Genomic DNA, 25,585 nt, shown 5'->3' on the forward strand with positions numbered 1-25,585 from the left:
GTCCTCACGCCCCCCCCCCCCCCCCCCGCCCCGTCCGGCGGCGGGGGGGGCCCCCCCCCCCCCCCCCCCCCACGGATCTGCACCATGGTCACCCGGATGCCGCGCCGCACCCGGGGCAACGTCAACAAGCCGACGCAGCCGGTGGCGAGCACGGCGACCGCCGTCACCAGCCCCGCGATACCGCGTCCGCCGACCGTCAGGCCGGCCACCGCGGCCAACCCGACCCCGGCCACGGTGACCGCCGCCGCGGCCAGCATCCGGGCGTCCGCCAACCGCTCGCGCACCACCAGCCGGGCGAAGGTGGCCGCGCCGAGGTTCTCGGTGACGATGCCCGCGGCCCACGCCACCGCCGCGCCGGTCGCGCCGTGGGCGGGGATCAGCACCAGTCCACCACCGACGGTGACCACGAGCCCGGCCACCGCCGCGGCCAGGTGCAGCCCGCTGCGCCCGCCCATCAGCAGCATGCTCTGCACGTTGCCGACCCCGGTGTTGACCAGCATCGCCAGCGCGAGCACGGTCATCGCGGCGGCACCGGTGGTGAACTCCGGGCCGAACAACGCCAGGAAGGCCGGCGCGAAGACGGCGAGCAGCAGGTACACCGGCCAGGAGAGCACCAGCCCCCAGCGGGTCAGCTGCCGGTGCACGGCCGCGGCGGCGGCCCGCTCCCCCCGGCCGAGCAACCGCGACAGCTGCGGGGAGACCGCCACCCGTAGCCCCTGCATCGCCAGTTGACCGGCGAGGACGTAACGACCGACGGCACCGAAGACACCGGCGTCGGCGGGGTCAGCCAGGGCCGAGGTGAGCAGCACGCCGATCCACATGCTGCCGGCGTCGATCGCCGCCGAGGCGGCGCGGGGCAGCGCGAAGCGCCAGAACGTGGACCAGTCGCCGCGCTGCGGACGCAACCGGGCACCGGCGCCCACCCCGAGCGGCCCGGCGACCAGGATCAGGCACACCAGCAGCGCCACGGCGGCGGGCACCAGCCAGCCCGTCATCCCCGCCAGCAGTCCGCCGCCGGCGAGCACCGCCGCACCGACCAGCAACGGTCGGGCGATCGGCAGCAGCAGGAACTGCACCGAGACGTAGGCCCGCACCGGACGCACGCAGCGGACGACGGCCAGCAGCAGGTTCATCGCGACGACCACCGGTACCGCCGCGAAGGTCACCACGAGCAGCGGTTCACCCGCCGGTCCCAGGAGCCGACCGGCGAGCGGCCCGGCGACCAGTGCCCCGCCCGCCGCGACCAGCGCGGCGACCAGCAGCGGCGGCACCAGGGCGACCGGCAGCACCCGAGCGCCGTCGCCGGTCGCGCCGACCCGCCGCCTTGGCAGGGCCCACATCAGCCCGGTCTCCGCACCGAGCGTGCAGACCGCGGCGGCGACGGTGACCACGCCGATGGCGGCGAAGAACGCACCGGATCCGGCGGTGCCGTAACCGCGGGTGATGACCACCGCGAGCACGAAGCCGAACAGCCCGCTGGTCGCCGCGCCGAGCAGCCCGGCCACTCCGCTACGGGCACTGCGCCGGGTCTCCGCCGTGCCGTCCATCCGCGCGGGGCCGGCATCGACGACGGCACCGGGCGTACGCCCGGGCCCCTCCCCCGCCGCAGGGCTGGTGGTCGCCGTCACGCCGACATCACCGCCGTCCGTCGCGGCCGGCCGCGTCGCTCCCGCTCGGTGAGGGCCATCGCGAAGGCCACCGCGAAGAAGGCCACGGTGAGGTTCTGGTTGGCCATCCCGTAGAAGGGCACCTGCACCAGGCAGACCACCGGCACGACGGAGAGCCACTGACCGGCCGCCGAGGTGGCCCGGGCACAGACCAGCGCGGCGGCGGCGAACCAGGCCAGGAAGCACAGCAGCGCCGGTACGCCGTGGCTGAACAACACCATCCACAGCTGCCCCTGGGTGCCGATCGGCGCGTCGGCGGAGACGGTGTCCACCTCCATCGGAGCGCCGTAGCCCAGCCAGGGCGAGTCACCCACCCGGCGCAGCACCTCGGAGTAGAGCGAGAGCCGGTCGGTGTTGGTGTCACTGGATTCGACCCGGTTGCCGATCAGCTCGGCGACCGGGATGAACAGGCTGGCGACGCCGCCGAGCACCACCACTCCACCGATGGAGGCGGCCACCCGGGTGTTGCCACGCAGCGCCGCCCGCACCCCGAGCACCGCCAGACCGACACCGAGACTGAGGAACATCGCCCGGTTGAGCGTGAGGAACGCCGGGACCAGCGACACCGGCAGTGACGCCAGCACCGCCCACCGCAGCAGACCCCGACGGCGCAGCATGGTGTACGCGACGACGCACGGCAGGGTCATCGCGTACGCGCTGCCGTAGTTGTTCGTGTACGCGTACGGTGCCGCCGGGCGGTAGATCGGGTTGAGCGACCGGGTGCTGTACTCCGCGGTGTTCAAGTGGACCATGTCGGCGATGAACGGAACGCGCGCCACTGCGGCGGGCAGCAGCGCCTCGACCGGAGTGGTCAGTTCGAAACGGGGGATCAGCACGCCCAGCCAGCCGAGGGCGACCAGTCCGAACCAGAACGCGCAGAGCGGCACCAGCACGACGGCCTGGTCGGGGCGCTCGCGGGCGACCGTGTAGACGTACACCGCGACGATCAGCGCGGTCAGGTAGAACGTCAGCCGCAGCACGAAGGTGGGCAGCGAGGACGGCGACGCCAGCCGCGTCGCGCTGGCCACCACGATGGCCAGGAACAGCAGCCAGATTGCGGTGCCGGGCGGCAGCGGAAGGCGCCCCCGGGTGGCCAGCAGCGTGAACAGCAGCGCACCCAGCAGCGGCCAACCGAGGTAGAAGCCGCCCACCACCCACCAGAGCGGGACCAGCCCGAACATCGCCGCCAGCGGCCACAGCGGCAGTCGGGGCGGCAGGACCGGCGCGGGCTGGGCGGGCGCGCTGGCCGGCCGGGGCGGCTCGGTGGTCGCCGGGGCGCGGGTGACCGGCACGCCTCAGCTCCGCCCGCCGCGGCACAGCACGAACCCGAGCGGGTTGACCCCGGCCGCCCGCAGCCGCTCGGCGAGCCGGCGCAGGTCGGCCTGGCGGGTGCGGTCGCGCTCGACCACGACCACGGCGGTGCCCTGCCGGGCCACCGCCACTCCCCGCTCGTCGGCCTCGGCCGGCGGTGCGTTGTAGAGCACGAGACGCTGGTCGGCACCCTGTCGCCAGGTGCCGAACCGCACGCTGCCGGCACCCACCACCACCCGCTCGGGGCCGGTCACCCGACCGTTGTCGGCACCGCCGACCGTCTTGGCGACGCGGGGCAGGGTGAGCGTGGCCTCCGGGTCGGTCGAGGGTCGCGCACCGACCGGGTGTGGAGAGGGTCGTCGGGTGATGACCTCGGTGGGGCCGTCGTCGTTGTCCGGAGCGGCGGCTCGCGGTTTCGGCACGGCGGGTCGGGTCGGGTCGATGCCGGCCGGCAACCGGTCCCGGTCGGTGAGCACCGCGGCGCGCAGTCGATCGGTCCGACCGCTGTCGTCGGCGACGAACACCTCCCGTCCGGCCACGGCCAGGGCCACCGCGAGCCCGGCGGTGATGGCGGTGGCGTCCTCGCGGGCGGTCACCACGGCGACCCGGGCGGGTTGGCGTACCCGCTCGGCGACGGCCATCGCGACGTAGCGGACGTCGGCGTCGACCGCCCGACCGCGCAGTCCGCTACGACGCACGGTGCCCAGCAGCGGCAGACCGGTGCTGTCCCGCGCGTCGGCCACGCTGCGGATCCGCCGGTCCACCGACTCCCACACGAAGGCGAGTACCAGCCCGATCAGGGTCCCGCCGAGCAGCCCGCCGGCCACCAGCAGCGACGGGTTGCCGGCCGTCGTGGTCAGCGCCCGCTCGGCGCTGCGGGTGACCCAGCCGGGGTTCACGTCCACCGCGGCGATCTCCGTGCGGGCGGAACTGAGCTGGGTGAGCTGGTTGTTGATGCCGCCGAGCTCGGCGACAGCGGCGTTGGCGGCGGTGGTGTCCCGGGCGTTGTTGATCCGCCGCTGCACCGCGTTGCGCTGGGCGACGATCTTCTCGATGCTCTCGTCGTACGAGCGCAGCATCTCCTCGCGTTGCTTCTCGTACATTCCCCGTCGGACGTCCAGGTAGCCCTGCGCGGCCAGGTTGGCACCGGCCACCGCCCGGTCGGCGTCGCCGGCCTGGTAGACGAAGCGCAGGATCTGACCGCCGGCGGGCACCTCGACCTCGAGGGAGTCGCGAACCGTGCGTTGGTCAGAGCCGAACGTCTCCGCCAGCTTCCCGATGACCTCGGTGCCGGTGGCGATCCCGCTCTCCACGTTCATGTTCACCGCCCGGTCGGCGGCGGCCCCGCTGGGTGTGAACGCGTCGGTGACCACCGGCCGGACCGCCACCACCGCGTTCGCCGTCACGGTGGCCGGAGCCACCAGCACGTAGCCGACCGCGCCGAGCAGCCCGCAGACCGCCACCGCCGCGACCAGCCGGATCCGGTGCAGCGGCACCCGCACCACGTCGGTGATGGTGACGGTACGCGACGACGAGGCGGCGGCGGTGCCGTCGCCGGTCCAGGTGCTGGGCGCGGCCTCAGTCATGGAACTTCTTCGCTATCTGTTGTGGGTTGCCGATCACCACGACCCCCGGCGGCACGTCGGTGCGGACCACCGCCGCCGCGCCCACCACGCTGTCCCGGCCGATCCGCACACCCTTCATGACCAGGGCGTGCGCGCCGATCCACACGTTGTCCTCGATGGTGATCGGAGCCCGGGTGGCCGCCGTGGGCGGGTCGTGGCGGCGATCGGGGGTGAGGTTGTGGAAGTCGTTGTCGAGGAGTTCACAGTCCGACAGCAGGCACCGGTCGCCGATGGTCACCGACGTCCAGGTGCCGATCCAGGTCGCGTTGAGCAGACAGTTCGCACCGACCCGCACCTCGCCGGGCCCGGCGAAGCGGACCAGCTTGTTCACTCGGGTGTGCTCGCCGATGCTGACCCGTACGCCGCGCCGCAACCGGATCCGGCCGCGGATCTCCACGCCCTCGCCCAGGTGCAGGCGCGGGTAGCGCAGCCGGTACCAGCCACGCTTGACCGCGAAGACGGTACGCACGACGAGTCCACGCCGGATGCCGGTCAACGAGCCTCCCCCACCTTTCTCGGACCGGTGGCGGGTGTCCCGCCACCGACCCGAGGTGAACAAACTACCGGTGATTCGTTACGAACGGTGAACGCTACTGCACGGAAAAGAACATCGACGCGGTCGACCAGCTCAGCTCCGGCGTCGCCGCCGCGATGAGGGTCGAGTCGGCACCGGTGACCACGGCGGCGGGAGCCAGGGTCGGGTCGAACGGCACGCTGCGCAGCGACCCGTTGGTCGCCCCGTAGACGATCCGCCCGTCCACCCAGGCCATCCCGCGCACCGCCGACCAGGTCACCCCCGTCGTCGGGAGGGTGAACTCGGTGGCACCCAGGTAGCCGCCGTCGATCTCGAAGTAGCGGTAGTAGAGGTTGTTGGCGCCGCTGCGGGTGTAGTACAGCCGGCCGTCCAGGAAGAACGCACCGGTCAACAGCGCCGGGTTGTACCAGTCGTTGTAGCCGGACGCCTCCCAGGGCGCGCCGATCGCGGCGCCGTTGAAGAGTGAGATGTCGATCCGGCTGCCGGTCGGGGTGCCGGCGACCACATGCGACCAGAAGATCCGGTCGTCGACCCGCCAGGTCGCGCCGGCACCGGTGTAGTTCGGCTGGCTCACCACGGTGACGTTGTCGGTGTCCAGGGACGTGCCGTCGAAGGGCACCTTCGCCACTTCACCGGCGGCGACGTTCAGGTAGAGGTGACCGCTGCTCTCCGTGGGCGGGTTCTTGGGTTGGATGGTGCGTCCGCCCTGGAGCGGGAACATGCCGAGCCGGCCGTGGTACTCGTTGCCCATGCCGTCGGAGTTGTGTCCGAAGTAGAGGCCGTCGCTGCCGCGCCACAACACCGGCACCGACGATCCCCACGAGCTGGCGCCGGAGGGCAGCGCGGAGCCGCCGCTGCGACGCGGATTCCAGTTCACCGGCATGCCGGTGGCCGGGGTGACCGCGCCGATGCCGAGCCGGTCGATGGCGCCGTTGCCGGCCCGGTCGCTGGCGTTCGGGTTGTTCAGCCAGCGGAAGTGCCCGCCCAGGTAGATGATGTTGTCGGCCACCTCGACCGAGGTGATGGTGTCGTTGCCGGTGAAGTTGACCCAGGTGGCGAGCTGGTTGGGCCCCCGGGCGGCGGTCTCGAACCGGACCAGGGCGTCGCAGTACGCCGCCGGCCAGCCGGAGCCGCCGTTGGTGCCCACCACGAACCAGCTGCCGTCACCGCCGAAGCGCACGTCCTGCACGTAGTGCACGAACGTCGCCGGGTTGGCGCACGGTGGCACGAACCGCTCGGTACTCCAGTCGATCACGCTCGGCGTGCCGGTGAGGTCGACCAACGCCATCTGGTTGCGGGGCAGGTCGTTGACGTAGAGGAAGTTGCCGCCCACGGCGAGGGTGCCGCCGTCCGGTGAGACGTCGATGGTCCAGACGTACATGCTGGTGCCGTGCCGCCCCACGCTGGTGTTGATGTTGAAGGTGGGATCGATGGCCCCGGTCGTCGCGTTCAGCCGGCCGAGTCCGGCGTGTGCGGTGCCGTTGAGCCAGTTGAAGGCACCGGCCACGTAGAGCCAGTTGCCGTGCAGCACCAGGTCGCGCACGGTGCCGCCGTCGGAACGACCGACCCAGCTGTCGATGATCATGCCGGTGGCGGGGTCGAGCGCCACCAGGTTGCGCCTGGCCACCCCGTTGACGTTCTTGAAGGCCCCGCCGACGATCAGGGTTCCGCCGGGGCCGGCGATGAGGGAGTTGACCGCACCGTCGAGCACCGGCAGGAACGCCGTCGAGATCGTCCCGCTGGTCCGGTCGTACGCGAAGAGATAGGGGCGGGCGGTCCACGCCGAGCCGACCGTCTGGCGGATCTGGGTGAAACTGCCGCCGACGAAGATCGTGTTGCCTATTTCCGCGAAGGCGCGAGCCTCACCGTCGCGGGCGTGCGGGGTCTGGTCGGCCGGGTTGGCCGACACCAGGGTCGCCGGTTCGGGAACCGGTACGACGGCCGCGGACGTCGCGGTGGGCACGGCCAGTACGGCCGCGACGGTCACCAGCGCGACAGTTGCGACCCGGGCTCGATGCCGCCGGGTGGTACGCCACGACAAGGAGAATCTGGGCACGCTGCGCCTCCAGAGTGGACGAGAATGCACGTAGCGTGCCCGCTCCACGCTGGAGGGCGACATCCGCCGATTGGGCGGTCGGTGGATCAGTAAACGGACAACCTCGTCGACCGTCGGATTTCCGACAGTCGACGGGCTGGCCTGTTTCGCGGATCAGCTCACCTCAGTTCAGCGGCCACCTCCGGTCGGTTGCCGCAGGTAGCTGTCCCGTCCGGCGGCGGCGAATCCGGCCACCGCCGCCGCGTCCTGGTTCATGGTCATGTTGCAGGTGTTGGTGGTCTTCGTCATGCCCGGCGAGTTGAAGTAGATCGCCGCCTTGATCTTCGGGTGGGCCTTCAGCGCCGCCGGGAACTCCTCGAACCACCGCCGCTTGGCGTTCGGGTCGGCGGCGTCGAAGTTGGTACCGAACTCCGCCAGCATCCGGGGCTTGCCCGCACCGATGCCGTTCTCGTCGAGCCACCGGTAGAAGGAGCCGATCGTCGTGGCCGGGCTCTTCCAGAGCGTGCTGCCGTTGCAGACGTGGAAGTTGTACGGGTCCCAGGCCACCCAGTCGACGTAGCGGTCACCGGGGTAGAGCCCGGCGTATCGGTGGTAGTGGCCGGACCAGCCCATCATCGTCCACACCCAGACGGCGTTGTCGACCTTGGCGTTGGCGAACCGGTCGTGGATGTACCGCCAGGCCCGGACGAAGTCGGCGTCACTGCCCTTGGCCGGCTCGTCCTCCGGCTCGTGGTCGAAGCCCATGAAGACCGGCTGGCCCACCGCGCGGATCCGACCCGCGACCGCGTCGATGGTCGAGTCGTACCGCCCGCTGTAGACGTCCTTCCAGGTCAACACCGTGCCCGAGGAGAAGACCCGACTCTCCCAGGCGAAGAACATCAACCGTCCCTCGCGCATCTGCTGCTGCTGGAACTCGTCCGGGAAGGCGCCGTTGCTGCCGGCGTTGGAGAAGTCGTGGTAGCGGTGGACGATGTCGAAGGTCCGGCCAACCTGCTTCTCCACGTCGGTGATCGACTTACCGTGGTCCCACCCGGTCGACGCACTGGACGGCGAGTACATCCCCCACCAGGCCCCACAACCGGGGACCAGCTTCGCCGAGACCGTCCCGCACTTGCCCGACTCGGGCGGCGGCGGGGTCGTGGGGCTGGGCCGGGCGGGCGTCGGGCTCACGCTGGGCGACACGGTCGGCGTCGCCGCCGGGCGGCTGGGACTGGCCGACGGCGTCGGCGCGGCGCTGGGCGAGGCGGACGGCGGCCGGGCACCCACGCCGTAGCTGAGCGCCAGGCGGGGACGCAGGTCGGCGTTGCGGTGCTCACCGGAGGCCCAGTAGATGCGGGTGTCCAGGCCGGCCTGCGCCAGGGACAGGGTCCAGATGCCGTTTCCGGTCACCAGACCCGAGACGTCCCACTCGTTGAATCCCTTGGCGACGCCGCTGACCGTGTCCAGCGCCGCGCCGACCGGCGTAGGCGCTGGACGGGCCGCCCGGGCGTCCAGCCGGGACTCGTGCGCGGTCACCGTCGCGTCGAACTTCTGCCAGGCGTGCACCCGCAACGTCGCCCGCACGTTCACCGCGTTCGCCGGCAGGGAGGCGACCAGGAAGGTGAGCACCGCCTCGCGGGCCCCACGCGGGTTACCGTCGCAGGGCGCGGGACAGGTCGCCAGCGTCGTCTTGACGCTGTTGTCGCCGTCCTGCGGCACCGCCGTGGCGGTGGTGTCGGCCACCACCGGAATCGACAGGTCGTCATCGGCGAGCAACGGCACCATGGTCGCGCCGAGACCCAGCACCACCGTGGTGCCGATGACGCCGAGCACCAGGGCCTTTCGCCGGGGGCCGCGGTGCGGGATCAGGCGGTGCAGTCCGCGACTGGTCACGGATACTCCTCGTGTCTAAAACGATGACGCTGAGCAGCGTATCGATGTACACAACAGAGCGTGGGGATGACCGCAGGACCTAAGCGCGTCTTAAAGGTCGCCTAAGCCCCACCCAACTCACGCGCCCCTCGTCCCGACCTGGGCCGCAACGAATCTGGAGCGAAACCGCCCTGCCGGGGGCGCTTTCGTTCCACGATCCTTGCTAGGAGCGGGTGGCGGTGGTCAGGGCGGCGGCCATTGCCGGGCGGGGGGCGGGAACGCCGGTGAACTGCTCGAACTGGCCGATCGCCTGGGCCAGCAGCAGGTCCAGCCCGGAGACGATCCGGCAGCCGGCGGACGCGGCGGACGCGGCCAGGGCGGTCGGCCACGGATCGTAGATGGCGTCGAAGACCACCGTGCCCGCCCGCCAGCGCACCGTCGCGGCCAACTCGTCGGCGGCCCCCTTGGGCACGGTGGAGATCAGCACGTCGACGCCGTCGAGCGGAGACGCCGCGGACCGCGGTGCCGCCGGTCGCGAAGGCTCGGACCACGACGCTCCCGGCCACGGCTCGCTCGCCATCGCCAAGCCCAGAGCCGCCGCCACCGGCTCCAGCTCGGCGACCGCCGCCGGGCGGCGGGCCAGCACGGTGACCCCGGCCGCGTGCAGCCGAGCGGCCGCCGCGAGGGCGGCCCGCGCGGTACCGCCCGCGCCGAGCACCATGACGGTGGCGCCGGGGCGTACGCCCGCCTCGGTCAGCACCTCGACCATGCCGGTGACGTCGGTGTTGTCGGCGTACCAGGAGCCGTCGGGGCGGCGTACCAGCGTGTTGGCCGCGCCCACGGCGGCGGCGACCGGCGAGACCTCGGCGGCCACCGTGAGCGCCGCCTCCTTGCCGGGCATGGTCACCGACAGCCCGGCCCATTCCGGGCCGAGACCGGCGACCAGGGCCGGCAGCTCGGCCGCCGCGCACTCGATCCTGGTGTACGACCACCCGGTCAGGCCGGCGGCGGCGTAACCCGCGTTGTGGATCACCGGTGAGAGCGAGTGCGCAATCGGTTTGCCCAGCACCGCCGCCCTACGCACCGACGCTCCCGTTGCCGACGCCCCGGGTGCCGAAGCCGCAGGGGCTGACGCCGCGCTCCCTGACTCAGCCAACATCGCTCCTCAGCAGCAGGCACACCTGTCACCTAACATCCAACAATGTCTGACAGCAGTCTGCGCCACCGCAAGGGCGAGATCACCCTCACCGTCCGGAGTTCCGCCGGGGAGCCGCTCGCCGATCAGGTGGTGACGGTCGCCCAGCATCGGCACGCCTTCGCGTTCGGCAACATCGGCTTCGACTTCGTCGACCTGGTCGGCGGTCCCGGCCCGGAGGGCAGCACGGACGTCGAGAGCTTCGGCCGGACCAGCCACCTGGACCTGGACCGGCTCGGTGAGCTGTGGCTGGACGTGTTCAACACCGCGACGCTGCCGTTCTACTGGGGCCGCTACGAGCCCAAACGCGGCGCACCCGACACCGAACGCCTCACCGCCACGGCGCGGTGGCTGGCCGAGCGGGGCGCCACCGTCAAGGGTCATCCGCTGGTCTGGCACACCGTGCAGCCGTCGTGGCTGCTCGACCTCGACCTCGACGAGGTCGAGCGGCTGTTGCGGGCCCGGATCCGCGACCTGGTCGGCGGGTTCGCCGGCCTCATCGACACCTGGGACGCGATCAACGAGGCGGTCATCATGCCCGTCTTCGACAACGGCGACAACGCGATCACCCCGCTGGCCCGGGCGCGGGGCCGCATCCACATGGTGCGGCTGGCCTTCGAGGAGGCCCGGGCGGCCAACCCGGCGGCCACCCTGGTGCTCAACGACTTCGACCTCAGCTCGGCCTACGAATGTCTCATCGAGGGCGTCCTCGAAGCCGGCGTACGCGTCGACGCGATCGGGTTGCAGACCCACATGCACCAGGGCTACCGGGGCGAGGAGTACATGCAGCAGATGCTCGACCGGTTCGCCCGGTACGGGCTGCCGCTGCACCTGACCGAGACCACCCTGGTCTCCGGCCACCTCATGTCGCCCGAGATCGAGGACCTCAACGACTACCAGATCCCGGACTGGCCGAGCACCCCCGAGGGCGAGGCCCGGCAGGCCGAGGAGATCGAGCGGCACTACCGGTCGCTGGTCGCCCACCCGTCGGTCCAGTCGATCAACTACTGGGGGATCACCGACCGCGGCGCGTGGCTCGGTGCTCCGGCCGGCCTGGTCCGCACCGACGGCAGCCCGAAGCCGTCGTACGACGCCCTGAAGGCGCTCGTCAAGGGCGAGTGGTGGCTGCCGCCGACGGAGATGCGCACCGACGCGGACGGCACCGTCACCGTGCAGGGGTTTCTCGGCGACTACACCGTCACCGCTGCCGGCCATACCGCCCGCTTCACCATCGACGCCCCCGACACCACCGCGACGGTCGACCTGTCCTGACGATGAACTGAAGCGGCGACGGGGGTGGAGACCTGGTCTCCACCCCCGCCGTTCGTTGGCTTCCCACGATCAGATGATGCCGGCCTCCCGGGCCTTGGCCTCGTTCTTGAGATGATCCTGGTAGGTCTCGGCGAACGCCGAGTTACCTTCCTTGTCGATGGCCACGAAGAAGAGCCACCCGCCCTTGGGCGGATCCATGGCGCCCTCGAGAGCGTCCTTGCCCGGATTGTTGATCGGAGTGGGGATCATGCCGCGCAGCTTGCGGCTGTACGGGTTCTTGGTGTCGAGTAGCTCGTCCCGGGTCATCTCGGCCGACGTCTTCGTCTTCTGGCCGGTCAACTCCAGGTAGTAGTTGACCGTGACGTCCATCTCCAGGCACCCGCAGTCGAAGGTCTGCGAGTAGACCCGGTTGTACGCCACCCGGGCGACCTTGCCGAGGTCCTCCTTGGTGCCGGCCTCGGCCTGGGCGAGCGACGCCACGATCAGCGCCTCGTACGGGCTGATCCCGCCGCGTTCCTTCTGCACCCGATCGGCGAACTCCATCTCGCCGGTCACGGTGAGGAAGTGGTCGACCATCTGGCCGAGGATGGCCTCGGCGGTGCTGTCCGGCGGGATCTCGTAGGTGTCCGGGAAGAGGAAGCCCTCGATCGACTTCTTGGGCTTCTTGCCGTCCTCGCGCTTGAACCACCAGTCCGGTACGCCGAGCTTCTCCGGGTCCTTCGCGGCGGCCTCGAACTCCTTGACCGGGATCTTGGTGTGGTCGCTGAGCAGCTTGAAGATGCTCTTCGCGGTGCGCCCCTCGGGGATGGTGAGCCCGTTGACGACCCGGTTCTTCGGGTCGAGCATCGCCGCGAGGGCCAGTTCACCGCTCATCTGCTTGCGCAGCTTGTAGGTGCCGGGCTGGATGTTGCGGCTGCGGGAGTTGTCGTTCGCCGCCTCGATGAACGCCTTGGTGCTCTTGATCACCCCGGCGTCGTACAGCGCCACCGCCATGTCGGCGAGGAAGGCGCCCTGCGGGATCTGGACGGTCACGTCCTCGCTGCCCGCGCCGTCATAGTCCGGGGTGACGAAGTAGTTCTGGATCCGGTCGAAGCCGTAGAAGGCACCACCGCCGATGCCGCCGAGCAGCAGCACCGCCAGCAGCAGGGCGAAGATCGTCTTGCCCCGCCCACCGCCGGACCGGCCGCCCTTACGGCGCCCCCGGCGGTGCTTGCCCTTCTCCCCCCGCTCCTGCTCGTCGAACCCGAGGTCCAGATCGTCCATCATTGCGTCCGCCTCCGCTGCGCATCCAGCCAGCTCTGCAGAATCTCCACCGCGGCGGCCTGGTCGACCACCGCCCGTTGTCTCTTCCCCCGGACACCACGCTCGGCCAGCCTACGGCTCGCCACGACCGTGGACATCCTCTCGTCGGTGAGCGTCACCGGGACGGGAGTTATCACACCAGCCAGTTGTCGAGCGTACGCCTTCACGTGTTCCGCCGCCGGGCCATGTTTGCCGGCCAGGTTCACCGGAAGGCCCACCACCACCTCGACGGCCTCGTGCTCGGCGACCAGCGCCGCGAGTTCGGTGACATCCGACGGTACCGCCTCTGGCCTGGGCTTCTGTTCCCGCGCGAGGGTGACCAGCGGGGTGGCCAGCACGCCGTGCGGGTCGGACCGGGAGACCCCGATCCGCACCTGCCCGACGTCCACTCCCAGCCGTACCCCCCGGGGCGAGTCACTCACGCCGCGTCACCTTCCCCGACAGACGGGTCAGGGCGGACCGACCCGGTCCGCCCTGATCCGCAGTGCTGACGACTCACGCCTCGGCGACCGCCCGCTCGACCGTGAGCAGGAGCCGCGGCACCTCCGACTCCGGCAGCCCGCCACCCTGCGCCAGCTCGGGGCTGCCGCCGCCGCGCCCGGAGAACGCGGCCTTGACCAGGTCGTTCGCGGCGATCCCCCGGCTGCGCGCGGCCGGGTTGACCGCCACCACCAGGGACGCCTTGCCGTTGGCCCGGGCGGCCACCGCGACCACTCCCGGCCGGGACGGATCGATCCGGCCCCGGATCTCCTGGGCGAGCGTGCGTACGTCGTTGCCGGCCGCTCCCTCGGGCGCCTCGGTGCCCACGAAGGCCACCCCCTGCACGTCCTTGGCCTGGGCGGCGAGCGCCGCCGCACCGCCGAGCACCAGCTGCGCCCGCAGCTTCTCCAGCTCCTTCTCGGCGTCGCGCAGCTGGGTGACCGTCTGCTCCACCCGGTCGGCGACCTGCTCGGAGGGGACCCGGTACAGCTCGGCGAGCCGGGCGACCAGCAGGTGCTCGCGGGCCAGGAAGTTGAACGCGTCCATCCCGACGAGCGCCTCGACCCGGCGCACGCCGGAACCGATGGACGACTCGGAGAGGATCTTGACCAGGCCGAGCTGGCCGGAACGGGCCACGTGGGTGCCGCCGCACAGTTCGCGGGCGTAGTCACCGACCTCGACCACCCGGACCTGCTCGCCGTACTTCTCGCCGAAGAGGGCCATGGCACCGATCCGCCGCGCCTCGTCCAGCGAGGTGATGAAGGCGTGCACCTCCAGGTCGGCCAGGAGCACCTCGTTGACCTGCTGCTCCACGTCGCGCAGCACGCTCGGCGCCACCCCGGTGGCGGTGTTGAAGTCGAACCGCAGCCGACCCGGGGCGTTCAGCGAACCGGCCTGGGTCGCCGACTCGCCGAGGAAGTTGCGCATCGTCTGGTGCACCAGGTGGGTGGCGGTGTGCGACCGGGAGATGGCGCGCCGACGGCTGGTGTCGATCTCGGCGTAACCGGTCTCCCCCGCGCGCACCTCGCCCCGCAGCACCCGGGCCCGGTGCACGATCAGGCCGGGCACCGGCTGCTGCACGTCGAGCACCTCGACCTGGCCGCCGCCCACCGTGATCATCCCGAGGTCGGGCTGCTGACCACCGCCCTCGGCGTAGAACGGGGTGGTGTCGAGCACCAGCTCGACGGTGTCACCCTCGACCGCCGCCGCGCGCGGACCGTCGGTGCCGAGCACCGCGCGGACCGTCGACTCGCGGGCCACCTCGGTGTACCCGGTGAAGGTCACCGGACCACCGGCGTCGAGCACCGACCGGTACGCCGACAGGTCGGTGTGCCCGGTCTTGCGGGCCTGCGCGTCGGCCTTGGCCCGGGCCCGCTGGTCGGCCATCAGCCGGCGGAAGCCCTCCTGGTCGACGGTGAGCCCCTGCTCGGCGGCGATCTCCAGGGTCAGGTCGATCGGGAAGCCGTACGTGTCGTGCAGCTGGAACGCCTGCTCTCCGGAGAGCGCGCTGCCCCCGGCGGTACGGGTCTGCGTGATCGCGGTGTCCAGGATCGTCGTACCGGCCCGCAACGTGGCCAGGAACGCGTCCTCCTCGGCGTACGCGTACGCCGAGATCCGGTCGAAGTCCGCCGCCAGTTCCGGGTACGACGGGGCCATGCAGTCCCGGGCCACGGGCAGCAGCTCCGGCAGCGCCCGCTCCTGCCAGCCGAGCAACCGCACCGCCCGGATCGCCCGACGCATGATCCGCCGCAGCACGTACCCGCGGCCCTCGTTGGACGGGGTCACCCCGTCGCCGATCAGCATCAGCGCGGTCCGCACGTGGTCGGCGATCACCCGCAGCCGCACGTCGTCGGGGTGCGACTGGTTGGCGGCGTGACCCGAGTGCGCGCCGTACCGCTTGCCGGTCAGCTCCGCCGCCCGGTCCAGGATCGGGCGGACCTCGTCGATCTCGTAGAGGTTGTCGACACCCTGCAGGATCGACGCCATCCGCTCCAGGCCCATGCCGGTGTCGATGTTCTTCGCCGGCAACTCACCCAGGATCGGGAAGTTCTCCTTGTCGGTGCCCGGGCCCCGCTCGAACTGCATGAACACGAGGTTCCAGAACTCCAGGTACCGGTCCTCGTCGACCTCCGGGCCACCCTCGGCGCCGTAGGCCGGGCCCCGGTCGTAGTACAGCTCCGAGCACGGGCCGCACGGTCCGGGGATGCCCATCGACCAGAAGTTGTCCTTCTTGCCCCGACGCACGATGCGCTCGTCGGGCACCCCGGTACGCCGCCAGATCTCGTACGCCTCGTCGTCGTCGAGGTAGACCGTCGCCCAGATCCGCTCCGGGTCCAGCCCGAACCCACCGGCGTCGACCGACTTGGTGGCCAGGTCCCAGGCGAGCGGGATCGCCCCGTCCTTGAAGTAGTCGCCGAACGAGAAGTTCCCGTTCATCTGGAAGAACGTGCCGTGCCGGCTGGTCTTGCCCACCTCGTCGATGTCCGGCGTACGGATGCACTTCTGCACACTCACCGCACGCTGGTACGGCGGCGTCTGCTGGCCCAGGAAGTAGGGGACGAACTGCACCATGCCGGCGTTGACGAACAGCAGGTTCGGGTCGCTGATGGCGGGCAGCGGAGCGGACGGCACCACGGCATGACCGTTCGCCTCGAAGTGGGCGAGATACCGCCGCTTGATCTCCGCCGTCTTCATCGCTGGTGTTCCTCCGGAAAGATCTGTCGGTCGCCGAGGCGCGGGTCCTCCCGCAGCTCTGCGAACTGGTCGTCGAACGCCTCGCCGTGAGCGAACGCCTCGTGGATCTCCTGCTCCCGCTCGGCCATTCCGGCGCGCACGTCCGCCACGAAGCTACGCAGTTCCTCGACCAGGCCGCCAGCGGATTGCGACAGGTTGTCGGCGATGCCGGCCGGGGTGTACGCGTGGGCGGCCCGGGTCGCCTTGCGCACCACCACGACACCGACGGCCAGCCCGATACCCAGCCAGAAAAGTCGCCTCATGCTCGTACCTCCCGGTGGGTCGGGTCAGCGGTTCCCGCGCCGGGCGGCGCGTCGCTGGGCCTTGATGGTGTCCCGTACCTCGCGCTCGGTCTCGGCGTGCCGGCGGGCGGCGGCTGCCTTGCGCACGCCGTAGCCGAAGGCGGCCACCTTGACCAGCGGGTTGGCCGCGGCGGCGGAGACCACGGTGACCAGGTTGGCGACGTTGGCGGAGATGTTCTGCGCGTGGCCGGTCATGGTGTCGACCTTGGCCAGTTGGAGGTTCACACCGTCGAGCGAGGTCTGCACCTGCTCCAGCGTCACGTTGACGTTGCGGACCGTCGTGTTGACCTCACCGAGCAAGGGCGCCGTCCGGTCGTTGAGGTCGTTGATCATCCGGGTGGTGGCGTCCACGGTGTGCCGCAGCCGCAGGATGGGCAGCGTCAGGATCAGCACCAGCATCGCGAACGCGATCGCCGCGATCAGCGCCGCGACCTCCAAAAAGCCCACGCCTGTCCTCCTCAAACAGTGCCTTCGGGGAGCAGTCCCCGAGCCGCACGACCGTCTCGCCCACGTCAACGCCGGTGCCCGGCCGACGACCGGTCACCACCAGCACCTGACCCTACCGTCCGTGATGACGATCGGCTCAGGACGGTGGTGACGGCGTCAGTTCGCCCAACGGGTCGTCGGTCAATGTCGGGAAGGGATCCTCACCGGTCAGTGACGGATCGGTGCTCGGCTGTGGCCGCGTCCGCTCGTCGTCGATCGCGTTGCGCACCTTCACCGAGACCAACGATCCGGGACAGTCCTGCGCCGCGGCGGAGGGGTCGGGTGCCGGCACCACCGCGGGTTCGCCGTCCACGGGTGGCGGCACACAGGTCCGTTCCCGCACCCAGAGGTCGAGAGTGAGCTCGTCCCGCCGCCAGCACGTGTAGCTGCCCTTCTCCTCCTGTTCGGGGCAGTAGTTGGGCGTCCACCGCTGCCAACCGTCGCGGATCAGCGCGGCCTCGTACGCCTGCGCCGTCTCCTCCGGCGACCGGTCGGAGGTGACGGTGCGCTCCCGCAACCGGCAGTCGAGCAGGCACCACTGGCTGCCGCTGACGTCGTCGACCGGATCGACCGCAGCCCAGGTCGGCACCTCCAGATCGTCGAGCGAGGCGAAGACCGGGTCCCGGTTCATGGTCTGCAGACCGAAGAACGCCGGCAGGACACCGAGCAGGAGCACGCTGGCCAGTACCAGGATGGCGGTGCGCAGTCGCGGGGAACCGGGCGGCTGCCGGTGCGGCTCGCCGCCGTCTCCGGTCGGGTCGTCCTCAGCCCGGTCGACCCCGGTGAACTCCGGCTCGCCCGAACGTCGGACCGCCGGTTCTCCCCCGGGACGGGACCCGCCCGGGTCCACCGGTGCCACGGCAGCCGCGGCGCGGGCCACCGCGGGCACCTCGCCGGACCGCGTCGGCGGCACCGGCGGCACGCCGGAGGGTTCGGGACGCGCCGGATTCCGGTGCGGCGGAGCCGCCCGGCCGGTCAGTCGATCTTCCGGGCGTACCGGCGCGCCGGCCCGAGCCGCGACCGGCGATCCGGCCGGTCCGGCGCCGGTGGGGCGACCGGGGTCGGCGCCGCCGGGCGGGCCGGCGTCGGGCCGGACCGCGCCGCGGGCGGGGCCCGGTGGCGACCCCCCTGGGCGACCGGGCCCACCGACCGTCCCGTCGGGACGGACGGGCCCGCGCGACGGGACCGCGGAGGCACCATCGGGTCGAGCGGTGCCCCGCGGCGGGGTCACGGGCGAACCATCGGGGCGGGCCGCGCCACGCGGCGGGCCGACAAGCGGCCCATCCGGGCGGGGAACCGGGGCGGTGCCGCCGCCGATCCGCGGCAGGGCGCCGGACCGCCCGGCCGGCTCGGGTCCGTCCGTCCCCCCGGCCGGACCGGCCATGGGAACGGTACGACCGCGGCCGGTGGGGGGCCCGTCGGCTCGACGGGCGGCACCGGGTCCAGGCCGTTCCGGTCCGGGTTCGACACCGCGTCCGTCGGCCGGCGGGCGGGCCGCTGCCGTCCCCGCGTTCGGCCGGCCGGCCGGGGCACCGGCGTCCATGCCCCGGCGGTCGCCGACCGTCGGCGTGCCACCGGAGGGGGTGCCGACCACGCGACCGGGCGGCGCGCCGGGCGCAGTCGGCGGGCGCTTGCTGATCGTGGGCAACGCGGGGTCGGTGTGGTGGGTCCGCCCGGCCTGCCGGAGCCAGTCAGCCGGCCGCTCCGGGCGCCCGGCCCGAGCCTCGCCGGGCCGCCCCACGGGTGGCGTTTCGGCGGCACCGGCGACCGCGTGTCGGCCGGCCGGTTCCCCGTCCGGCGCTCGCCGGCCACGAGCCGGCGCGTCGTCCGAATCGGGGGCGCGGCGTTCCCGCCGCGCACCGGCCGTGCCGTCCGGGCCACGGCCGACCGGCGGCGGCACCTCGGGAGCCGCCCGACGGCCCGAGGCCGCGGCGGCCGGGCCCTCCGGCCCGACCGAGCCGGGCCCGATCCGGCGGTCCCGGTCGGCGGCGTTCGGCTCCGTGCCACCTCCACCGGGGGCGGAGCGAGCGGGTCCAGCGACTGCGGGGCCGGACGGCACGCCCGGAATCGGTGGCGCGTTGCCGGACAGCGGCACGACGGGCCGCTCCTCCTCCGGCTCGGCGGCTCGCCGGCGGCCGGAGCGCCGACCGGCGGCCGGAGCACCGACCGGCCGACCGGCGGCAGGCGCCAGACCCGGCGCCCCGCTGACGGGGGTGGTGTCCGGTCCGGGTCGATCGGTGACCTGACGGCCGGTCGGGTCGGCGACCGGGTCCGGTGCGCTGCGTCGGTTCCGTCGCGGCGACGTCGGATCCGCGACGCCCGGCGGAGGCGATCCCACCGGGGTGTCAGCCGCCCGGGGTCGACCCGGCCCGGCGAACCGCCCAGGACGGCCGTCGGAGATCCGGCCCGGGTCGGTGCGGTCCGGAGGAAGCGGACCGGTGACCCGCTCCGGCGGTGCCGTGGCGTGGCCCGGTTCGGCTTCCGGTGGCAGCCGATGAGGACCGGCAGGTGCGGCGTTCGGCCGGACGCCGGGCATCCGGCGCTGCCCGAGCGGGCCCGGCCCGGGGGCTGGCGGCGGGCCCGGCACCACACCGGACGGCCCACCCGGACCAGCCGGTGCACCCGAGACCGGGCCGGCTTCCGGGGCCGGCCGGTTACCGGCCGGACCGCCGGGAACGGGCTCACCTGGCTGCGGTCGACGGGAACCCGGCCCGGCGGCGGGGGGTTGTTGTGGCCAACCGGGTGGCGGGGTGTTCGGCTCGTGGCGTCCGGCGTCCGGCGTCCGGGCGGCGAACGGCGGTGGGGCCGGCTGCCGTTCCCGACCGGCGACCGGCGGGCCGGCGGGCGGCCGTGGGCCCGAGCCACCCGGCCAGGGACCGTCGACCGGACGCGCTCGTGGGGGTTCGGCCGGCCCCCGACCGGGCGCGACACCGACGGGTGGGCCGGCCGCCGGATCCGGCGGCGACGGCCGACCCGGCGGCACCGGTCCACGGCCGGGCGGCACCGGTCCGTCCGGTCCCGGGCGGTGGACAGCGGGGCCGGGACGCACGGGAGGGTCCTGGCCGGGGCGCTCCGACCCGCCTCGGGGCCCGGCGGGCGGCTCACCGGCGGCACCGTCGGGACCCAGCTCACCGCGTTGCTGCTTGGCCGAGCGCAGGTCGTCGATCCAGCCGAACTCCTCGCCGACACCCGGATCCTCCGGCGCGGCCTCGGATCTGCCGCGACCCCAGCGGCGGCCCTTGCGCCGCGCGTCCGGGCCCTCGTCCGGTCGGTCCGACGATTTCACTGTTGACCCCTCCCGTCGGCGCTCGCGCCGACCTCTTCGGCCACTTGGGCGTCCGTGGCCGTACGACGATCGCCATCGTCCCCCCCGGACGACGTCGCAGTGTTCCCGCCCTTTGCCGGCGTGTCCGTGCGGGCGGGGGCGGGCAGCCCGCGGACGATCCGGCGCAGCAGCGGCAGCCGGGTGGCCACCGACCGCTCCGCGCCGTGCTGGCTGGGCCGGTAGTAGTCGGTGCCGACCAGGTCGTCGGGCACGTACTGCTGGGTGACCACGCCCCGCTGGTCGTCGTGCGGGTAGCGATAGCCGATGCCGTGCCCGAGCCCGCGGGCACCGGAGTAGTGGGCGTCGCGCAGACCCCGCGGCACCGCCCCGCCCCGGCCGGCCCGCACGTCGGCGATCGCCGCTGAGATGGCGGTGGTCGCCGAGTTCGACTTGGGTGCGGTGGCCAGGTGGATCACGGCCTGGGCGAGATTGAGCTGTGCCTCGGGCAGGCCGACGTACTCCACCGCGTGCGCCGCGGCGGTCGCCACACCCAGCGCCCCCGGGTCGGCCATGCCGACGTCCTCGCTGGCGAAGATGACCAGCCGTCGCGCGATGAACCGAGCGTCCTCCCCGGCGACCAGCATCCGGGCCAGCCAGTGCAGCGCCGCGTCCACGTCGGAACCGCGCATACTCTTGATGAAGGCGCTGGTCACGTCGTAGTGAGCGTCCCCCGCCCGGTCGTAACGCACCGCCGCGGTGTCCACCGCCCGCTCGGCGGTGGCCAGGTCGATGCGGTCGTGGCCCAGAGCGGTCGTCGAGGCGGCCGCCGCCTCCAGCGCCGTGAGCGCCTTGCGGACGTCCCCGCCGGCCAACCGGACCAGGTGCTCCTCGGCCTCCGGTGCGAGGGTGAGCGCCCCGGCCAGCCCGCGCTCGTCGACCAGCGCGCGGTGCAGCAGCCCGCGTACCGCCTCGTCGTCGAGGGGCCGGAGGGTGAGCAGCACGCACCGGGAGAGCAGCGGAGAGATCACCGAGAAGTAGGGGTTCTCCGTGGTGGCCGCCAGCAACGTGACCGTCCGGTCCTCCACCGCGGCGAGGAGCGAGTCCTGCTGGGTCTTGCTGAAGCGGTGCACCTCGTCGATGAAGAGCACCGTCGGGGGGCCTCCCGAGCGTCGTTGCCGCCGAGCGGTGTCGATCACGGCGCGGACGTCCTTCACCCCGGCGGTCAGCGCGGACATGGCGACGAAACGCCGGTCCGTGGCGGCGGCGACCAGGTGGGCGATGGTGGTCTTGCCACTGCCCGGCGGCCCCCAGAGGATGACCGACATCGGCGCGCTGCCGGCGACGAGTTGCCGCAACGGCGCCCCCGGGCTGAGCAGGTGTTCCTGCCCGACCAACTCGTCCAGATCGGCCGGGCGCATCCGGACCGGCAGCGGGGCGTCCGGTCCGACCGGGGTGAACCCGCCGACACCGACGGACCCCGCCTGCGCACCGGGTGCGGTGGCGGGTTCACCGAGGGTGAATAGCGCGTCGGACTCCATCACGAGAACAGTACCGGGCTCGGCCGACGGCGCCGGAATCGCGCCGTCGGCCGAGCCCGGGATGATCGTTTCCGGTCAGCCGCGTCCCGGCCGGCGGCCCCGGTACCAGCGGCCACCGCCACCGCCCGGCCCACGGCCGACGCCGGCCAGGTAGAGCGAGAGCAGCAGCAGACCGATCAGCACCAGGGTGTCCCAGTTGAACAGGTCCGGTGCGCCGAGGTCGGTGTCCAGCAGCTCGAGCAGCAGGGCGAAGCCGAAGACCACGGCTGCGGTGATGGCGAGCATGGCGTTCCTCCGGTGGGGGTTTCCAGTAGGCCGGCGCGGGATGTACCCGATCGGTCGGTCCGCCAATCTCCACGGTGGATCACGCGGCCGTCGCCGCCACCGCGACGGGTCAGGCCTAGGCTGGCGACATGATCATCGTCGACGAGGTCCTCGACGGGCGGGACGCCGTCCTGGCCGCGACGGGCCGGCACCCGTTCGTCCGACACTCACTGCCGTGCCATGAACCGGCACGAGGCTGGCGACGCGGCGACACCGTGTGCTGGCTGCTCCCGGTCGACCAGGGGCCGATCGGCGGCGCGGTCGGTCCGGCGGGCACGGCGATCGACCTGGTCAGCGCCTTGGCGGCGGAACGGAGGTTCGACACCGAGCGGTGGGTGCACCTGCCCCGCACGGATCCGGCGTCCATCGGGGCGGCCGTGGCCGGGTACGAGGACTGGGACTTCCTCTGGACGGCCACCGCGCCGCCGGCACAGCCCGGCGAGGAGCGGGTGGTCCGGCTGACCGAGGCGGACCACCCGGCCCTGACCGCACTGATCGACGAGGCGTTCCCGACCAGCACCGCCCGCCCCGGCAGCCCTCAGGTGCGCGACTGGTACGGCATCCGCGACGGCGACGGGCTCATCGCCTGCGGCGCCGACCGCACCCGGGGCGAGGTGGGTTTCCTCGCCGGGCTGACGGTGGCGCCGCGGCACCGGGGGCGCGGTCTGGGGGCGGCGCTCACCGCCGGGATGACCCGGGCCCTGCTGGCCCGGTACGACGTGGTGGCGTTGGGCGTCTACCCGAGCAACGTCGGGGCGGTACGGCTCTACCGGCGGCTGGGCTACACCGCCACGTTCCCGCTGACGTCGGTCCGCTTCGCCTGATCGCCAGCGGGCCCGTCGGCCGCCCCGCCGCCGGTCGACCTCCCGGAGGCGGCCGTCCGGCCGGCTCGCCAGGCCGGCAGGTACAGCGGCGCGGCGACCGCCAGTGCGACGGCACCGACCAGCATCGCCGTGCTCACCCCCGCCCGGTCGCCGATGTAGCCGAGCAGGACGCCGCCGAGAGCAGCGGCCGGCATGGCCATCATCGAGTTCACCGAGATCACGCTGGTCCGGTACGGGCCGTCGACCTGCCGGTGCAGCAGTCCCATGTGCAGCGGGTTCGACGCGCCGTGCACGGCGTGGCAGGCGAAGAAGGCGATCAGCACGCCGACCGGACCGGCGAGCAGGGCCATCCCGACCACGGTGCCGCCCTGCACGATCCGCAGCAGCGCGGCACCGGGCGCGGCACCGAGCCACCGGATGAGCAGCGGGGTGAGCGCCGCGCCGCCCGCGGAGGCCAGCCAGGCCACGGTGCTCGCCGGGCCGAGCAGGGCGGCGGCCCGGTCGGCGTCGCCGATCACCTCGGCCAGCCGGACCGGCAACAGGCTTTCGAAGGTCACCATGCCGAAGCCCCAGAACAGCTCGACCGCGACGAGGGCGAGCAGCACCCGGGAGCGACGCAGCAGGCCCAGCGCCTCGCCGACCATGCGCGGGGCGGCCCGGACCGACGCCCGCAGCGCTCCGGGCCCGCTGGCCGGTCGCCGTTCCACCATCAGGGTCAGCAGGGCCACCAGCGCGACGCCCTGCAGGCCGACGGCGGCCACCACCGGCAGGGTCAGGGCGCTGAGCGGCCCCAACGGACCGAGGGCGACGAGGCCGCCGCTGAGCAGGGCGCCGGCCGCGATGCTCAGGCCGAGCACGGTGCCGCCCTGGCCAAGCCCCTTCTCGTACGCGGCGTCCGGGTCGACGGCCAGGGTGCTGTCGACGTACCACGACTCCAGGGGGCCGCTGTCCAGTGCGCGGAACACGCCCTGCAAGGCCCAGACCGCGGCCAGCAGGGCGAACGAGTCCGCCACCACCAACAGGGCCAGCGAGACGAGGCCGACCGAGTTGGCCAGCACCAGCACCGGCCTGCGGCCCAGCGCGTCGGCGAACCCACCGGTCGGCAGCTCCAGGGCGAGCACCACCGCCCCCTGGGCGGCGGCGGCCAGACCGATCTGGGTCAGGGTCAGGCCCCGCTCCTGCATCAGCAGGATCACCACGGGGATCAGCAGGCCGGTGGGCAGCCAGCGCAGCCCGTGCAGGACCAGGAAGCGACGCCGGATCTGGCGTACGGAAAGCTCACTCACGGCTTCCGCGCCTCCCTTCCGAGCAGCATCGGGAGGGAGGCCAGGAAGATCTGCACCTGCTCGGCGCCGGGCTCATCGGGATCGGCGTCGGCCCGGTAGCGCTCCAGGATGCGCCACAGCTCCGCCTTGAGCTCCTCCAGCCGGTCCACCGGGATGGTCATGAAGATGTCGCCCATGCCGAAGGCGTCACGCCACTCCGGCGACCACCGGTCCCGGGCGGCGAACCACCGCTCGGTGTGCTCGACGAAGTGGCGCACCTGCTCGGCCTGGATCCACTCGATCGCGGCCCGGGCGTCCGGGTCATCGTCGAAGTCGGTGTTCTCCCAACTGGTCACGTCGTGGGCGGCCCGCCACCAGCGCTGCCGCCCGGTGCCCCGGTCGGGCTCCTCGACCACCAGACCCACCTCGGCCAGCTGGCGCAGGTGGTAGCTGGTCGCGCCGGTGTTGGTGTCGAGCAGTTCGGCGAGGGTGGTCGCGGTGGCCGGACCGTTCACCCGCAATGCGCCGAGCAGCCGGCTGCGAAGCGGGTGCGCCAGGACCCGGACCTGCCGGTGGTCGATCCGGACCTGGCGCTGGGGCGGTCTGTTCTCTCCCATGGTTGCAGAGTAACTATGCACAACTCTTATGCACAAGAGTTGTGCATAAGCTCGGTGCGACCTTCAGATGACGATCATGATCAGCGGGACTGCGTCAGGACAGCAGCTCGGAGACGCCGCGCAGCCGGGTGCGGAGCAGACGGGCGGCGCGGGAGGAGTCGAGGCGAACCTCGGTGGGGCGCACCACACCGGCGGCGGCGCCGGTGGTGGTCTTCAGGCCGGCCGGGTCGATGCCCTCCCGCCGGGCCACCAGCAGACCCAGCTCCGCCCGGCTGACCGCGTCCGGACCGGCCACGTTGAGCGGGCCGGCGACATCGGAGTCCACCAGTTCCAGCACGGCGGCGGCGAGATCACCCACGTCGACCGGGCAGCGCAGCTCGTCGGTGAACAGGGTCGCCCGACCGGCCAGGGCCTCCCGGCAGAGCTGGATCTGCTTGCTCCCCTCCCCCAGGATCAACGAGGTACGCACCAGCACGGCCCCCGGGTCGACGGCCCGCACCGCCGTCTCCGCAGCGGCCTTCGCCGCCCCGTACGGGAAGATCGGGGTGGGTGGGTCGTCGTCGGCGTACGCCTCGGGTCGCCCGGCGTGCAACGCGTCGCTGGAGATGTGCACCAGGCGAGCCCCCAACCCGGCGGCGGCGTACGCCACGTGCGCCGCCCCGTCGGCGGTCACCGCCCAGTCGCCGTACCGGTAGGGGGTGGCCACCACGGCGTCCGGCCGCACCGCCGCGACCAGGTCGATCACCGCAACCCGGTCGGTCACGTCCAGCCGACGCACCTCGACGCCGGCCACCCCGACCTCACCCGAGTGACACGTCCCCACCACCCCCCACCCGGCCCGCACCGCGAGCCGGCAAACCTCCCGCCCCAGAAACCCACTCCCACCCACCACCAGCACCCGCACGGTCGCCTCCCTCACCCGAGTGCCCACATCGTC

Annotated in this window: 20 protein-coding genes; 2 read left to right on the top strand and 18 right to left on the bottom strand. The window is 72.8% G+C overall.

Annotated elements, in window-relative coordinates; translation table 11 throughout:
* The 7 genes from SM447_RS07430 to SM447_RS07460 form a co-directional block, all read right to left on the bottom strand.
* On the bottom strand, nucleotides 1-1,628 hold a 1,628-nt coding region (locus SM447_RS07430; protein WP_474571994.1), incomplete at its 3' end, for a lipopolysaccharide biosynthesis protein.
* A complete protein-coding gene (locus SM447_RS07435; protein WP_474571995.1) occupies nucleotides 1,625-2,959 on the bottom strand; it encodes an O-antigen ligase family protein in 1,335 nt (444 codons plus the stop codon). The genes SM447_RS07430 and SM447_RS07435, both read right to left, overlap by 4 nt.
* Before the next feature lie 3 nt (nucleotides 2,960-2,962).
* Complete coding sequence (locus SM447_RS07440; RefSeq protein WP_474571996.1) at nucleotides 2,963-4,564, bottom strand: lipopolysaccharide biosynthesis protein; 1,602 nt, start codon at nucleotides 4,562-4,564, stop codon at nucleotides 2,963-2,965.
* On the bottom strand, nucleotides 4,557-5,099 hold the full coding sequence (locus tag SM447_RS07445; RefSeq protein ID WP_474571997.1) for an acyltransferase: 543 nt from the start codon (nucleotides 5,097-5,099) through the stop codon (nucleotides 4,557-4,559). Before SM447_RS07445 ends, SM447_RS07440 begins: the two co-directional genes overlap by 8 nt.
* A gap of 94 nt (nucleotides 5,100-5,193) precedes the next feature.
* Nucleotides 5,194-7,194 (bottom strand): hypothetical protein, encoded by a 2,001-nt coding sequence (locus SM447_RS07450; RefSeq protein WP_474571998.1) that lies wholly within the window; start codon nucleotides 7,192-7,194, stop codon nucleotides 5,194-5,196.
* Between the two features lie 168 nt (nucleotides 7,195-7,362).
* Complete coding sequence (locus SM447_RS07455; protein ID WP_474571999.1) at nucleotides 7,363-9,066, bottom strand: glycosyl hydrolase; 1,704 nt, start codon at nucleotides 9,064-9,066, stop codon at nucleotides 7,363-7,365.
* A gap of 202 nt (nucleotides 9,067-9,268) precedes the next feature.
* Complete coding sequence (locus SM447_RS07460; protein ID WP_474572358.1) at nucleotides 9,269-10,114, bottom strand: shikimate dehydrogenase; 846 nt, start codon at nucleotides 10,112-10,114, stop codon at nucleotides 9,269-9,271.
* Nucleotides 10,115-10,246: 132 nt separating this feature from the next.
* Here SM447_RS07460 and SM447_RS07465 point away from each other — a divergent pair, with 132 nt between their 5' ends.
* Nucleotides 10,247-11,512, top strand: coding sequence for an endo-1,4-beta-xylanase (locus tag SM447_RS07465; RefSeq protein ID WP_474572000.1), 1,266 nt, complete (start codon nucleotides 10,247-10,249; stop codon nucleotides 11,510-11,512).
* A gap of 69 nt (nucleotides 11,513-11,581) precedes the next feature.
* On the opposite strand, the gene mltG is transcribed toward SM447_RS07465, so the two are convergent.
* From mltG to SM447_RS07505, 8 genes are all read right to left on the bottom strand, one after another.
* A complete protein-coding gene (gene mltG, locus SM447_RS07470) occupies nucleotides 11,582-12,778 on the bottom strand; it encodes an endolytic transglycosylase MltG (protein ID WP_474572001.1) in 1,197 nt (398 codons plus the stop codon).
* Nucleotides 12,775-13,236, bottom strand: coding sequence for a Holliday junction resolvase RuvX (gene ruvX, locus SM447_RS07475; protein ID WP_474572002.1), 462 nt, complete (start codon nucleotides 13,234-13,236; stop codon nucleotides 12,775-12,777). Before ruvX ends, mltG begins: the two co-directional genes overlap by 4 nt.
* 73 nt (nucleotides 13,237-13,309) lie before the next feature.
* A complete protein-coding gene (gene alaS, locus SM447_RS07480; RefSeq protein WP_474572003.1) occupies nucleotides 13,310-15,988 on the bottom strand; it encodes an alanine--tRNA ligase in 2,679 nt (892 codons plus the stop codon).
* On the bottom strand, nucleotides 15,985-16,290 hold the full coding sequence (locus tag SM447_RS07485) for a hypothetical protein (RefSeq protein ID WP_474572004.1): 306 nt from the start codon (nucleotides 16,288-16,290) through the stop codon (nucleotides 15,985-15,987). Before SM447_RS07485 ends, alaS begins: the two co-directional genes overlap by 4 nt.
* A gap of 24 nt (nucleotides 16,291-16,314) precedes the next feature.
* Nucleotides 16,315-16,776 (bottom strand): DUF948 domain-containing protein, encoded by a 462-nt coding sequence (locus tag SM447_RS07490; RefSeq protein WP_474572005.1) that lies wholly within the window; start codon nucleotides 16,774-16,776, stop codon nucleotides 16,315-16,317.
* 136 nt (nucleotides 16,777-16,912) lie between these two features.
* Nucleotides 16,913-17,521 carry a hypothetical protein gene (locus tag SM447_RS07495; protein WP_474572359.1) on the bottom strand — a complete coding sequence of 203 codons (609 nt, stop codon included), beginning with the start codon at nucleotides 17,519-17,521 and terminating at the stop codon, nucleotides 16,913-16,915.
* A 2,576-nt stretch (nucleotides 17,522-20,097) separates the two neighbouring features.
* A complete protein-coding gene (locus SM447_RS07500) occupies nucleotides 20,098-21,618 on the bottom strand; it encodes a replication-associated recombination protein A (RefSeq protein WP_474572006.1) in 1,521 nt (506 codons plus the stop codon).
* 75 nt (nucleotides 21,619-21,693) lie between these two features.
* Nucleotides 21,694-21,903 (bottom strand): hypothetical protein, encoded by a 210-nt coding sequence (locus tag SM447_RS07505; protein WP_474572007.1) that lies wholly within the window; start codon nucleotides 21,901-21,903, stop codon nucleotides 21,694-21,696.
* Between the two features lie 128 nt (nucleotides 21,904-22,031).
* Between SM447_RS07505 and SM447_RS07510 the strand changes: the two genes are divergently transcribed.
* A complete protein-coding gene (locus SM447_RS07510) occupies nucleotides 22,032-22,766 on the top strand; it encodes a GNAT family N-acetyltransferase (protein WP_474572008.1) in 735 nt (244 codons plus the stop codon).
* On the opposite strand, the gene SM447_RS07515 is transcribed toward SM447_RS07510, so the two are convergent.
* From SM447_RS07515 to SM447_RS07525, 3 genes are all read right to left on the bottom strand, one after another.
* The gene (locus SM447_RS07515) at nucleotides 22,724-24,052 is read right to left on the bottom strand and encodes an MFS transporter (RefSeq protein ID WP_474572009.1); all 1,329 of its coding nucleotides are present in this window, start codon (nucleotides 24,050-24,052) and stop codon (nucleotides 22,724-22,726) included. The two genes, SM447_RS07510 and SM447_RS07515, sit on opposite strands and share 43 nt — an antisense overlap.
* A complete protein-coding gene (locus tag SM447_RS07520) occupies nucleotides 24,049-24,648 on the bottom strand; it encodes a helix-turn-helix domain-containing protein (RefSeq protein WP_474572010.1) in 600 nt (199 codons plus the stop codon). Before SM447_RS07520 ends, SM447_RS07515 begins: the two co-directional genes overlap by 4 nt.
* Nucleotides 24,649-24,742: 94 nt before the next feature.
* Entirely contained in the window at nucleotides 24,743-25,552 is an 810-nt protein-coding gene (locus tag SM447_RS07525) for an SDR family oxidoreductase (protein ID WP_474572360.1), read from the bottom strand.
* Nucleotides 25,553-25,585: the final 33 nt, after the last annotated feature.

The organism is Micromonospora aridisoli, assembly GCF_056150025.1.